Origin of the sequence: Pontiella sp. (genome assembly GCF_041622395.1) — a bacterium.
Classification (GTDB): Bacteria; Verrucomicrobiota; Kiritimatiellia; order Kiritimatiellales; family Pontiellaceae; genus Pontiella.
On record NZ_JBFJYW010000080.1, the window covers coordinates 1 to 13,177 of the forward strand.

Annotated in this window: 12 protein-coding genes; 9 read left to right on the forward strand and 3 right to left on the reverse strand. The window is 61.1% G+C overall.

The features are described 5' to 3' along the window. Positions 1 to 106: 106 nt before the first annotated feature. A complete protein-coding gene (locus ABYO54_RS06455; protein ID WP_372807425.1) occupies positions 107 to 550 on the forward strand; it encodes a helix-turn-helix domain-containing protein in 444 nt (147 codons plus the stop codon). A gap of 11 nt (positions 551 to 561) precedes the next feature. Here ABYO54_RS06455 and ABYO54_RS06460 read toward each other — a convergent pair whose 3' ends face one another. Beyond that, positions 562 to 1,779: a polysaccharide pyruvyl transferase family protein gene (locus ABYO54_RS06460; protein WP_372807426.1), complete on the reverse strand. Its 1,218-nt coding sequence runs from the start codon at positions 1,777 to 1,779 to the stop codon at positions 562 to 564. Positions 1,780 to 1,842: 63 nt separating this feature from the next. Here ABYO54_RS06460 and ABYO54_RS06465 point away from each other — a divergent pair, with 63 nt between their 5' ends. From ABYO54_RS06465 to ABYO54_RS06480, 4 genes are read left to right on the forward strand one after another with little or no spacing between them, the layout of a single operon-like run. Continuing rightward, positions 1,843 to 2,439 carry a nucleoside triphosphate pyrophosphatase gene (locus ABYO54_RS06465; RefSeq protein WP_372807427.1) on the forward strand — a complete coding sequence of 199 codons (597 nt, stop codon included), beginning with the start codon at positions 1,843 to 1,845 and terminating at the stop codon, positions 2,437 to 2,439. Positions 2,440 to 2,467: 28 nt separating this feature from the next. Continuing rightward, positions 2,468 to 3,997, forward strand: coding sequence for a PAS domain S-box protein (locus tag ABYO54_RS06470; RefSeq protein WP_372807428.1), 1,530 nt, complete (start codon positions 2,468 to 2,470; stop codon positions 3,995 to 3,997). Next, a complete protein-coding gene (locus ABYO54_RS06475; RefSeq protein ID WP_372807429.1) occupies positions 3,994 to 4,872 on the forward strand; it encodes a hypothetical protein in 879 nt (292 codons plus the stop codon). The genes ABYO54_RS06470 and ABYO54_RS06475 overlap by 4 nt, the downstream gene beginning before the upstream one ends. Positions 4,873 to 4,876: 4 nt before the next feature. Further along, positions 4,877 to 7,402: a response regulator gene (locus tag ABYO54_RS06480; protein WP_372807430.1), complete on the forward strand. Its 2,526-nt coding sequence runs from the start codon at positions 4,877 to 4,879 to the stop codon at positions 7,400 to 7,402. 38 nt (positions 7,403 to 7,440) lie between these two features. Here the strand turns inward: ABYO54_RS06480 and ABYO54_RS06485 are convergent, their stop codons facing one another. Next, positions 7,441 to 7,926, reverse strand: coding sequence for a metal-dependent transcriptional regulator (locus tag ABYO54_RS06485; RefSeq protein WP_372807431.1), 486 nt, complete (start codon positions 7,924 to 7,926; stop codon positions 7,441 to 7,443). A 133-nt stretch (positions 7,927 to 8,059) separates the two neighbouring features. Here ABYO54_RS06485 and ABYO54_RS06490 point away from each other — a divergent pair, with 133 nt between their 5' ends. After that, the gene (locus tag ABYO54_RS06490; RefSeq protein WP_372807432.1) at positions 8,060 to 9,811 is read left to right on the forward strand and encodes an FAD-dependent oxidoreductase; all 1,752 of its coding nucleotides are present in this window, start codon (positions 8,060 to 8,062) and stop codon (positions 9,809 to 9,811) included. Between the two features lie 52 nt (positions 9,812 to 9,863). Further along, positions 9,864 to 11,033: an AAA family ATPase gene (locus tag ABYO54_RS06495; protein ID WP_372807433.1), complete on the forward strand. Its 1,170-nt coding sequence runs from the start codon at positions 9,864 to 9,866 to the stop codon at positions 11,031 to 11,033. A 30-nt stretch (positions 11,034 to 11,063) separates the two neighbouring features. On the opposite strand, the gene ABYO54_RS06500 is transcribed toward ABYO54_RS06495, so the two are convergent. Next, positions 11,064 to 11,654 (reverse strand): acetate uptake transporter, encoded by a 591-nt coding sequence (locus ABYO54_RS06500; protein ID WP_372807434.1) that lies wholly within the window; start codon positions 11,652 to 11,654, stop codon positions 11,064 to 11,066. Between the two features lie 133 nt (positions 11,655 to 11,787). On the opposite strand from ABYO54_RS06500, the gene ABYO54_RS06505 reads away from it, so the two are divergent. Together ABYO54_RS06505 and ABYO54_RS06510 are read left to right on the forward strand one after the other, a co-directional pair. Continuing rightward, a complete protein-coding gene (locus tag ABYO54_RS06505) occupies positions 11,788 to 12,369 on the forward strand; it encodes a TrmH family RNA methyltransferase (protein ID WP_372807435.1) in 582 nt (193 codons plus the stop codon). A 102-nt stretch (positions 12,370 to 12,471) separates the two neighbouring features. After that, positions 12,472 to 13,152, forward strand: a complete 681-nt coding sequence (locus tag ABYO54_RS06510; RefSeq protein ID WP_372807436.1) for a hypothetical protein — start codon at positions 12,472 to 12,474, stop codon at positions 13,150 to 13,152. The last annotated feature ends 25 nt before the right edge of the window (positions 13,153 to 13,177 follow it).

Genomic DNA, 13,177 nt, shown 5'->3' on the forward strand with positions numbered 1-13,177 from the left:
CGGCCATCCCGAGCTCGGGAGAGTGTAAAAACGCGTTTTTTTCTGTCTTGAGCCAACTGCGGGGTTCCAGTACATCTCGTTGCAGAAACCCAAGGAGAGCATATAGATGTCCATAATCAAATCGTTACAGGCCGAGATCATCCGCGTTGCCCGCAAGGAAATCAAAAAGGAACTGGAGCCCGTCAAACGGGTCAATGCCACACAGCGTGGATTGATCGCCAACCTACGGCGGGATGTAACCGATTTACAGAAGGAAGTCGCCCGACTGCAACGCGAGCTGGGCAAGGCCATCCCGGAACAAACCGAAGAACCGGTGGAAACCAAGGAGGTCCGGATCACGGGCAAGGGCATTCTCTCGTTGCGCAAGCGTCTGGTTTTAACCCAGGCCGAATTCGCGAAGCTGGCCGGGGTCAGCACCCCGAGCGTGGTGAAATGGGAGAAGCAGGAAGGGATTCTTCCGTTTCGGCGCAAGGAAACCGCCGACCGCATTCAAACGGTGCGCGGCATGGGCAAGAAAGAAGCCTGGGCCGAACTGGGCAAGGAAAAATAGTTCGGCGCCCATCAGCAGGCGGCGAGCAGTTCCGCCAGGTGCGCTTTGGCCGCGTCCAGCCGCTGGAGCAGCATTTCGTGGACCGCCGTGCTAACCTCGGCGAACTCCTCCCGGCTGTCGATCAGGCGGTCGAGTTCGCTTTGCATGTGGTCGAAGTCGCAAGCGTCGACGCTGCCGGCCGAGATGTGGCCGAAGGGGGCCAGAAAATTATCCACCTTGGAGCCGCGGCTAATCCCGATGATCGGAACATGCAGCACGGAAGCGAGAATGAGCAGGTGCAAGCGGCTGCTGATGACTAAATCCAGCCGGCCCGCGATGGCAAGGATTTCCCGCGGCGTGCGGTGCCCGCCAATCACAACGGAATGGACGTGGTTCTTCATCCACCCGCGCAGCTTTTCCATCAGTGGCGCATCGGTGGAATGGTTAATCGGCAGAAACACGATGCGGTAGTCGCGATCGGCCAGACGATCCAAAAAATCGACCAGCTCCTTTTCGTGGGCAATCTGGCGCTGGGCGGAGATGCATAGGCCAATCTTGCGCGCGCTCGATTCGAGCATCTCGCGGGCTTCGCGGGTCAGCTCGATCCCCTCCCAAGGCGCGGGAGTGAGCAGTTCGGCGGAGTCGGCGCCAACCAGGGCGCCGGGCACATCGCCGCAGGCATGGACGGCGGCGAGCGTTTCGGGATCGCGCAAAACAACGAGGTCGCACCGGTTGAGTTCCTCGACGATCTTGGCCTTGGCGCGCGCTTCGGCACGACGCTCCATCGCCTTCACGAAATCGACCCGCCCGAAGGCCAGCGCCGAAAGCAGCGACAACAACACCTTCTTTTTTCCCGGCAAGACGGAATAGATATAGGGATTGAGCGCGTCGTTCATGCCGACCCCCCAAACCACGGTGCGGGTTCCAACGCGATGGGCGACCTCGAGCATGGCCAGCGGGATTTCCGGATAGTCGGAAAGCCCGGTGGCGCCCGGCCACATGAAGACATCGGCCCGGGCGATGCACTCCTCCATTTCGGCCTTGCTGTAGGCGGGTGCAAATCCGAACAGGGGAACGGCGTGAACCCCCAGCCGCTCCGCGGTTTCCCGGGGACGGTCGGTGCTGACGGTGATGCGACAACCGGGACTGACCTCGCGGAGAATCCCCACAACGCATTCGAGTATCGCCTCATCACCGACATTGTTCCGCCCAAACGGAACTCCCCCCAAGAAGATGTCGACCGATTTCATGTGGGCCTTATGCCATGCAGAACGGACTTTTAATAGTCCGCTTTCCAACATATTGTCGGCGGCATGCAGAATTATCCCAACATTGGAAAACTCATTCTTGCCAGCGCATCCCCCCGCCGCCGCGAACTGCTGGCCTCGCTGGGCCTCGATTTCACGGTGCAGGTGCCGCAGATCGACGAAACCCCGCACCCGGACGAAGCGCCCCGGAGGTTCGCCGAGCGCATGGCCGCCGAAAAGGCGTCGGCCATCGACGCCTCGCCGGACACGGTGCTGATTGCGGCCGACACCATCGTGGTTCAAGGAAACTCCATCCTTGGCAAACCGAAAAACGAACAGCACGCCTGCGCGATGCTTTCCCACCTTTCCGGCCAAAAACACGAAGTCATCACCGGCGTCTGCGTCAAACGCAACGATCGAACCGAAATCTTCTCGGTCTCGACCGAAGTCGTCTTCCGCGAGCTCGGCGCCGGCGAGATCGATCGGTACGTCGCCACGGGGTGCCCGATGGACAAAGCGGGCGCCTACGCCATCCAAGGCGGCGCGGCGCACATGGTCCGCTCCATCTGCGGATCCTACACCAATATCGTGGGCCTGCCGCTGTGCGAACTCCACGAGGCGCTCATTTCCTTTGATTCTGGCCCTGAAATAGCTTATTCGTAGTTCTGTCTGTTGCAACCTGGAAGAACCGATGCCCCGAAATGTCTCAACCAGCCTAAAGACCGCCTTTGGCACAACGCTCGCCGCGTGCTTGGTTTCCTCCGTGCATGCCGCCGAGCAAGGCAGTGGCGTCGGGGACTTCAGCTATCTGAAATCCGACGAAGTGATCATCACCTTGCTCGCATCGACCGTAGTGTTGCTCGCGGGGGTCCTGTTTCGGCTGCGACAGATGCGGATCAAGCTCGAGGAGAAAACCGTTTCGCTGGAAAAGAGCGAGCGGCATATCCGGCTCATGGGCGACAACCTGCCCAACGTCACCATTTTCCAGCTGGCATACGCGGCCGACGGCACCTTCCGCTTCACCTATCTGAGCAAGGGCTATGAACGGGCGCTCGGTTTCGACCGCGACCAGGCCATGCAGGATGCGCAGATCGCCTACGACCACGTCTACGAAACCGACATTCCTTTGCTGAAAGAGGCCTTCCAAAAAAGCACGGAAAAGCTGGAACCGGTCGATATGGAGCTGCGGATACTCGACTTGGCCGGGCGGCTGAAATGGCTGCGCATCAGCGCCGTACCGCACCACGACAAAGGGTTGCTGGTCTGGGACGGCTTCATGCAGGACATCTCGACCAACAAATCCGCCGAAGAAGCCCTGCTGGAAGAAAACCGGAATTTCCAGAACCTGTTCGACACGATCGAGGATTTCCTGGTGGTGTGCGACATGAACGGGGCGCTCATCCACACCAACCCGACCGTCATCAACCGACTGGGCTATAGCACCAACGAACTGGCGGACATGAGCATCTTCGAGCTCTATCCCGAGGAGTCGCGCGACGAAATCTATCAAGTGATCGCCCGCATGCAGAAGGAAGCGGCGACCACCTGCGGGCTTCCGCTGCAAATGAAAAGCGGCAGCCTCATCCTGGTGGACACGAACGTCTTCCAAGGCACCTGGAAAAACAAGAAGGCCATTTTCGGCGTCGCCCGCGACATCGCCAACCGGCAGCGGATCGAGAGCGCCTTGCGCGAATCGCAGAAGATGCTCCAGCTGATCATGGATACCATCCCGCTGGCCGTCTTCTGGAAGGACAAGGACTCGGTCTACCTCGGAGGCAACAAGGCCTTCATCCGGGAATGCGGCTTTGAAACCCTCGACCAAATCGTGGGCAAAACCCCATACGACCTGATCGATCCCGCGCAGGCGCCGCATATCATTGCAAACGACCAGCAAGTGATCGCCAACAACCACCCCGTCTTCAACTACACGGACTCGCACACCCGCCCCGACGGCAGCATCGGCTGGCGGGAAATCAGCAAAATCCCATTGCGCAACGATGCCGGCCAGGCCGTCGGCGTCCTCGGCGTCTGGCGCGACGTCACCGAGCAAAACCGCGCGGAGGAACGGCTGAAACGCACCCTCGAAGACATGGAACGCTTCAACCAGCTGATGCGCGGCCGCGAACGGCGCACGCTTGAACTCAAAGCCGAAATAAACACCTTGCTCGGCGAGCTGGGCAAAACCCAGAAATACAGGACCACCACGGAAAACCTTCCATGAGCTTCCCCCCCGTCAAACGCCGCCTCGGGCGGTTCGCTTTCGCCGCCGCAGTCTACTCGGTTGGCATCATGGCCTTTTCCGGCTGGTCCTACATCACCCATCGCCGAATGCTTCTCGACGACATCGACGCAACCCTTTCAACCGGCACCTACGCGGTTCGGGAAATGCTGTGCCATGACGAAGACCATTGCATTGCGGTGATCCGCGACGCGGAATCGGCGTCCTACGAAACCTTCCGCAAAAAACTGGATCGCTTCGCCACGAAGAGCGGTTTCGCGTTCGTGGGCGTCGCCGTCCGCACGCTCCCCGGCGCCGGCCACCTGATTACCGGCTCGGGCGGAGGCACCCTCGTCGGGCCGGAGCAACCCGATGCCGACCTGCCGAAACGCATCGGCGAAATGGCGCTGGATCTGGCGGAGACCACCCCGGGAGAAGGCCTGGCCCTGCTGACCACCGACTGCACCGGCTACGGCAAACTGCGCGTCGCCGCATTCTACGAAAGGGAAACCAACGGCGCCGCGCTGGCCTGCCTCGTTGCGATGCAAGTCGAGCCGATGCAGGGGCAGTTGCTTGCGCTGGCCATCCGCACGATGGCTTCCGGCCTGTTCCTGCTCATGATGGCCGTCCCGCTGGTATTGCTCTACAACCACGCGCAACAGTGCGCTTCCAAAGAGCTGGCCGAACTCAACGCCATGCTCCAGGACGATGTCGAGGGGCGCAAGGAACGCGAGCTCGAACTGAAGGACGCCATCGCCGACCTGGAGCGTTTCAGCTCCGTCACCAGCGGGCGTGAAATGCGCATCCTCGAACTCAAGGCCGAAGTCAACGCGTTGCTGGCCCAAGCGAACCAGCCGCAACGCTACAAAATCGACTAAACCCATGGCAAAACCGAAACGACGAATCGATAAAGACCCGCACATCCGCGATCGACTGGCCCGCGGGTTTGCAATGGCGTGCGCCTTGGCGGGGCTGCTGTTGGCCGCAGCCACCTATTCGGTCTCGAAGTCCACCCCGGAAAACCTGCCGGTTTTGGTGGGCATCGCCGTGGCGGTCACGATCATCCTCGGCTACCTTGTCGGCCGATTGGTCGGCCAGCGCATCGAATGCGACGAATACGAACGCAACTCCGAGATCCACGAAAACCTCGCGATCGTCCAGGAGCTGACGAAGGCCAACGAATACCTCGAAACCGAAGCGCTCGACCTCAAGAAGCACCGCAAAGTCCTGCTGAGCATCATGGAGGACGCCGAGCACTACAACGAGGATCTGAAGCGCGAGGTGTCCGAGCGCAAACGCGCCGAACGCGAGACGGCGCGCACCCGCGACAACATGGACCTGATTCTCCGCGGCGGCGACCTCGGCTACTGGGACTGGGACATCCCGGCCAACACCTACACCTACAATCCGCGCTTCGCGGGCATTCTCGGCCTCAACCAAGAGGAGCGCGTCTCCGACCTCGACTGGCGCAAACGCAACATCCACCCGGACGACTACGCCAACGTGATCCGCACGCTGAAAACGCACCTCGAAGGCAAGACCGACACCTACACCTGCGAATACCGCCTTAGACGGGGCGAAAAGGACTGGCTCTGGGTGCTCGACCGCGGCCGCGTGGTCGAACGCGGCCCCGCAAACGCACCCCACCGCATGGCGGGCACCTTGCTGGAAATCACCGATCGCAAGGAATACGAACTGGAAATGAAGGAGGCCAACCGCCTGCTCAACAAGCGCAGCCGGGAGCTGGAAGAAAACCAGCACATCATCATGGGCATGATGGAAGACGCCAACGACGCGCGCGAAAGCCTCGAACAGGCCAACCGCCAGCTGCTGGTCGCCCGCGAACGGGCCGAACAGGCCACCCGCGCAAAATCCGATTTTCTCGCCAGCATGAGCCACGAAATCCGCACGCCGATGAACGGCATCATCGGCACCGCCAGCCTGCTGCACGACACCGCGCTGACCAAGGAGCAAAAGGAGTTCCTGCGCATCATCCAAACGTCGGGCGACGCCCTGCTGACGCTGCTCAACGACATCCTCGACTTTTCCAAGATCGAGGCCGGCAAACTGGATCTTGAACTGCAACCGTTCGACCTGCGCGAAACCTGCGAGCACATCACCGAACTGCTCACGCCCACGGCGCTCGAAAAGGGCATTAGCCTCATCCTGCGCTACTCCCCCAACACCCCGTCGTTCGTCGTCGGCGATGCGGGGCGGATCCGGCAGGTCCTCACGAACCTGGCCAGCAATGCGATCAAGTTCACGCGCGAAGGCTATGTCTACATCGATATCGACGCCGTCGCCGGCACCGAAAAGGAAACCTCCATCAACTTCAACGTCAAAGATACGGGGATCGGTGTTGCCCGCGAGGAGCTCCCGCAACTGTTCCAGAAATTTTCGCAGGGCGACTCCTCCACGACCCGCGAGTTCGGCGGAACGGGCCTGGGCCTGGCCATCTGCAAACAGTTGGTCAACCTCATGGGCGGCAAGATCGGGATGGATAGCGAGCTGGGCAAGGGCTCTCAGTTCTGGTTCCGCCTGAACCTCCCCGTCGCCAAGCGCCCGCGTGCCGCGGCGGTCGAAGCCGCCCATTTCAAGGGCGAGCGGGTGCTGGTCATCGACGAGAGCAAGATCATGGGGCAAACCCTGTGCGAATGGTTCAACCACTGGGGCCTCAAAGCCGAAACCACCGGAAGCGTGGAGGCCGCCACCGGCTTGATCCGCAAAAACGGCTACAAGATCGTGCTGATCGAGGAATATCTCGCCTACGACTCCGACAACCCCTTGTTCAACAGTCCGGAGTTCGAGCACATCGCCTTCTTTATCATTTGTTCCATCACCAACCGCGACTTCCGTGCGCTGGGCCACAACGGACTCACCAGCAATTTGGTCAAGCCGATCCGGCTCAACAACCTGCTATCGAAGACGGCGGGGATCCTGGGCTATAACATCGACACCGTGGGCTACCACCCGCCCCGTACCGTCGCGGCCCAACCGCAAGTGGACATTTCGGTCATCGCCTCCGTTGCGACGCGACGCATTCTGCTCACCGAAGACAACCTCGTGAACCAGACCGTGGCCAAACGCATGCTGGCCAAGGGCGGTTTCGAGGTCGAGGTTGCCGAGAACGGCGAACAAGCGCTGCGCAAGGTTACCAATGGCGGCGGGTTCGATCTCATCTTCATGGATTGCCAAATGCCCCGCATGGACGGCTACGAGGCGTCGCGCCAAATCCGCAATTTCGAGCAGGAGTCCGGCGCGACGATCCGGATTCCGATCATTGCGCTCACCGCCAACGCCATGCAGGGCGACCGCGAAAAATGCCTGAATGCGGGCATGGACGACTACATAGCCAAGCCGGTCAAAAAAGACGCGCTCTTCGAAATGATCCAACGCCATTTGGGGTAGCGGCGTCGGGGTCCGTTAAACGGGCCGCCGCAAAACGGTTATTTCGGCAACTTGCACTTTTCGCAACGAGGGTGGTCGCTTCCCTGCGCCCGGCAAAAGTAGCCCTCGGCGCTCTCCAACCAGCTGGCGTTGAAGCTGGGGCACTTTTCGGTGTATTCGGCGAACCGGACGAACCGCTGCAAAATATGGTCGGGAATGGTGTGCTCCATCGAGCAGGCGAACTCTTCGGCCTCCTTGGCCGGGATCCCAAGCACCTGGACGAAGAAATGCAGCAACGCCTCGTGCTTGACGGCAATGCCGCCGGCAACCTCGCGCCCCTGCTCCGTGAGCGTCACCGAGGCATAGGGCTCGTAGTTGATCAGGCCCTTTTCCCCCAACGCCCGCAACGCCCCGGTCACCGACGCCGCTCGGACGTTCATCCGTTCGGCGATATCCTTCGGGCGCGCCGTCCCCCCCTCGCGGGAAAGAAAGAAAATCGTTTCGAGGTAATCCTCGAGACTTGCGCTGAGATCGATGCCGTTCATGCATCAGGTAATAGCACCCCCCCGCCCCAAACCTCAAACCAACTTGCGGCTTATTTGCTCGCCCCCTCCCCTCTTGCGAGGATTCCGTCTAAATTACTCGCCTTCAAACCGCGAATCGATAGGATGTCAACCGATGGATTTTTCAGGACAAATCAAGGCGTTGTTCAAACCGGCCGAACGGCCGCATCCGCACACGGCGGAGCTTTCGGTCCGGACGGGCAATGGGTGCGCCCAGAAGGATTTCGACTGGCTGGCCGCCGCCGTCCCCTGCCGCACCGCCTGCCCTGCGGGGACCGACATCCCGGCCTATCTGACCGCCATTGCCGAGGGCAAACCGGACGAGGCCTACCGCATCAACCTGCAAGACAACGTCTTCCCCGCCGTGCTCGGCCGGGTCTGCTCGCGCCCGTGCGAGGCCGCCTGCCGCCATGGCTACGACGGACTTGGCGACCCCGTTGCCATCTGCTTTTCCAAACGCTCCGCCGCCGACTTTGCGCAACAGGGTCCGGTTTTGCCGGCCCCGTGGTTCCCGCCGTCGGGCAAACGGGTCGCCGTCGTCGGCGCAGGCGTGGCCGGACTCACGGCGGCGCGCAACCTGACGTTGCTCGGACACCGGGTGACGGTCTATGAAAAGCATTCCTCGCCGGGCGGCATGCTCAACCAGGGCATTCCCGAGTTCCGCCTGCCGCGCCTCGTCATCGCGCGCGAGATCGAACAGATCACCGCGCTCGGCATCGAAATCATCTGCAACACCGCCATCGGCAAGGCGCTTCCGCTCCACCTCCTGCTCGACGAAAACGATGCGGTCGTCCTGGCGGCCGGTACGCAGAAACCCAACCTGCTGAATCTGCCGGGTTGCCATCTGCCGGGCATCCGCCACGGGCTCGATTTCCTGCTGGAGGCCAACGAGTCCGGCCGGGCCGGCATCGGCAAACGCGTGATTGTGATCGGCGGGGGCTTTACGGCGATGGACTGCGCACGCACCGCCCGCCGCCTCGGGGCCCACACCGCCGAATGGGACTTGAAAGTGCTATACCGGCGGTCGAAGGAGGCGATGCGCACGACGCCCGGCGAGCTGGAGGAACTCGACGCCGAAGGCATCCCGCTCGCGTGCCATGCGACGCCCGTGGCCTATCTGGAATCCGGCGGAAAACTGTGCGGCATGCGCTTCCGCCAAACCGGCACGCACGAAGAATTCGACGTCCCCGCCGACACCGTGCTGCTGGCCACGGGCCAATTCCCGGATCTTTCCTGGATCGATGCGCCGCCGCCCTCCGCCGCCCTGCCGCACGAGAAACTTTTCATGGCGGGCGATTTTGCGCACGGTTCCTCCTCGCTGATCGAGGCCATTGCCCACGCCAAGGAAACCGCGCACCGGATCGACCGCTTCCTGATGGGCACGAAGCGCCTGCAAAAAATGCTCCAGGTCGAAAACGCCGCGGCCACGGGCCGCACCCCGGCGATGGACCAGATCCCGCGCCAGCCCATGCCGACGCGCCCGGTTGCGGAACGCAGTTTGGCCGGCGAAGTGGAACAGGGATACGACGAGGAAGCCGCCGCTACCGAAGCCGGGCGCTGCTACCGCTGCCACTACAAGTTCGAGATCGATCAAGACAAATGCATCAAGTGCGACCTCTGCCTGAAGGCCAAACCCCGCCTTGAATGCATCCTGATGCTGAAGACGATCCGCCACGACGACGAAGGCAAGGTGGTTTCGTTCGAACCGACCGACTATGTGCGCGAAATGAAACTCGTCTGGATCAACCAGGACGAGTGCATCCGCTGCGGCAACTGCCAGAAGGCCTGCCCCGTCGACGCGATCGGCCTGCAAAAGATCTCGCTCGCAACGCAACGGTGCCACGATCGAACCGCAGAGCAGGCTTGAACCTTTGAACGGATTGCGCTCTTCTGTTCGCATATCGAAAACGGAGAAACCCATGAGCAAACCCCCCGTAGTTTTCATCGCAGGCGAACGGCAGCATGCCGGCAAGACCGTCACCAGCCTGGGCGTCATTTCGGCCATCAGCAAGATCATCGACCCGAAGGACATCGGCTACTTCAAGCCCGTCGGCCAAGAGATGGTCACGTTGCCCAACGGCGAGAAGATCGACAAGGACGTCATGATCGTCAACGAGTTCACCGGAATCGACATGCCGGACATGGGCCTGCTCTCGCCGGTACGGGTGATTTCGGGTGTGACGCGCGATTTCATCCAGAGCGACAACCCGCGCGCCATCACCGAGCGGTTCGAAAAATCGGTCCACCGGACGCTGGAGGCGCTCTCGGACAAAAAGCTGATCATTGCCGAAGGCACGGGGCATCCGGGCGTCGGCTCGGTCGTCGGGATGTCGAATGCGCGCGTGGCCAATCTGCTGGGCGCCAAGATCCTGTATCTGGTCGGCGGCGGGCTCGGCCGCCCGCTCGACGAGCTGGAGGTCGATATGTCCTATTTCTACCACAACAATAGCCGGGTGCTCGGATTCCTCTTCAACAAGGTGCTGGCGGACAAGGTCGACATGATGAAGGAGGTGCTGACCGAACCGGCGCTTGCGCGCCTCTTCCCGGAGTGGAGTCCCAAACTCAAGGTCTTCGGCTACATGCCCCAGATCAAATACCTCAACAATCCCTCGATGCACCTGATCAGCAAAAGCTTCAAGGGGCACCGGGCGCTGAAATGCGGCAAGTGCGCCAACGCCTGGCACGTGCCCTGCCGCAAGGTGAAGATCATCTCCCAGGGCAACAACGTATTCGACCCCTCTACCAGCCTGCGGCCGCGCGACATCGCGCTGATTGGCGCGGGTTCGCACCGTCGCCTCAAGCGGATCGTGGAATTCAACAACAGCCTGCCCGGCGAAAAGCTCGGCGGCGTCATCCTCACCTGCTCATCCGCCAAGATGCCCGATGCCGAGACGATGGAGTTGATGGCCAACAGCTGCCTGCCCACCATCGCCGTGATGCAGGACACCGCCGACACCGACCTGACGCTTTACAAGTGCTTTACCAACACCAAGCTCCAGCTCTACGACCGAATCAAGCACGAGCTCATCGTCAAACTGTTCGAGGAACATTTCGACGCCGAGCGCTTCATCCATTCCTTCGGGCTGTAGCGGCCAAGCCGCGGGCCTGCCGGCGTCCGTCTAGGCGGACGGCCGGTATTCGCCGATGGGCAGAAGCACCTGCCCGTGGGCTTCGTTGATGATTTCGGCCATCGCCAGATAGATTGCGCTGAAACCGCAGACCATGCCTTCGAACCCGGCGATTTTACCGATCAAATGCGCGGCGTGTTCAGGCACCCAGTGTTCGGCGGCCAGCAGGAAAAAGAGTACGGCCAGGGAGCCGAAGATGAACTGCAACACCTTGTTGGACTTGAGCGTGCCGATGAACATCAGCGCCGTGAACAACCCCCACATGAACAGGTAGCAGCCAACGAACGCGGCGGGCGGCGCCGTGGCCAGCCCCAGCTTGGGCAGCACCAGCATCGCGACCAAGGTCAGCCAGAACGAGCCGTAGGAGACGAAGGCCGTCATCCCGAACGAATTCCCTTTCTTGAATTCGAGGGTGCCCGCAATGATCTGCGCGATCCCGCCGAAGAAAATGCCCATGCCCAGAATCATGCTTCCCACTTCCGGGAAGAACCCCGCATTGTGGATGTTGAGCAGGACCGTCGTCATGCCAAAGCCCATCAGCCCGAGAGGAGCCGGATTCGCCAAACCGTCTTTTTGCGCCATCGTATTCTACCTTTTTTTGTTCGTTAGGGTGCGTTTAACCAAATTGAAGGCGTGGTTGTAGAGCAAAGGCCCGCGCGAACCAAGCCGGAACAACCGAAATGATTGGGCCGATTCCCGATTTGGTTGTATCCGGATGCCCGGCAAACCGATACAATGCCTGAATTCGGAACGAAACGACGGATCGTCGAAACCGACCGGCAACCAGGGCAAACCCATTTATAAATTCGAGCATCTACGCCACAAACCCCCGACCGCGCTCCAGGAAGAACGCCCCCTGATCGTGGCCTGCAGCCCGTTGCGCAGCAACGTCAACCTTTCCACCATTTTCCGGACGGCGGGTTGTTGCGGCGTCCGCGAAATCATCGCCACCGGCAATGCCAAACTGATTGGCAAAATTGCGCGCGATGGAGCAGACGGGGTGAAACTGACCACCCGCAACAGCCTGCTGCCCACCCTGAAAAAGCTCAAAGAGGACGGCCACACCCTGGTGGGCCTCGAACAAACCACCAACTCCACCGAGCTCTCGCACTACCTCTTTCCGAAAAAGACCGTATTGGTCATCGGATCGGAACGCGAAGGGCTGTCGCAGGAATGCCTGTGCCTGCTGGATGCGGTCGTGGAGATCCCGGTCTGGGGCATGCCCTTTTCCTACAATGTCGCCACCGCCACCTCGATGGCCATCTATGAATATTGCCGCCAGCACCCCGCAGGCTGACCGCCGGATTCAATCGCAAGGGGAATAATCGGGCATTCAATCTCGACAAGGCCCGTGCCGGATATCTACGCTGACTCGCGTAAATTCGAGGAGACGGCTAAAATGAACATCCAAACCTTGGTTATGGTCACCCTGCTCGGGGTCTCCGCCGCTCAGGCGCAAGGCCACAAGTATGATACCTGGAGCGAAAACTACACCGTCCAGGCGCTGCTCGGCGTCGTTAAATACGACCACTTCACCGTCGATGCGCCGGACAGCGCCGATCCGGTCCAGATCGATGTCTCCAGCATGCCGCAGCTCGGCGGCGCCTGGACCACGGTCCCCAAGGGCAACCGCTTGCAGTTTGGTCTGGAGGCCACGTTCCTGCTCGGCTTCCGATTCGACAAAATCAACTATCTCGCGGCGGGCGGAAGCGGCCTCTATGTGAGCCTCTCGACTTCGATGTGGATGTTCGACCTATCGGGCGGGGGCTATGCCAGCCTGTTCCTCGACCCGGGGAGAAAGGTCCGGATCTACGTCGGCGGCGGCCCGCTGATGGGATTCGCCGACTACCGGGCCAAGCAGGACTACAAAAATTCCAGCCTTGCCACCGAAACCACGTCCGAAACCGCGTTCGGCATTGGGCTCTACGCCCGGACCGGCATCGAGTTCCGGATCCACGACCGGGGCATGCTCGGCGCCGGCGTCCGCAGCAACTGGTCGAACGTCGACTTCACCGAGGTCGGCGGCAGCTCCGATCTCGCCGGCTTCGCCGGGTTCGTCACCTACTCCGCCGGATTCTAGCCGCTCCGGATTCGCGGTTCCCGCC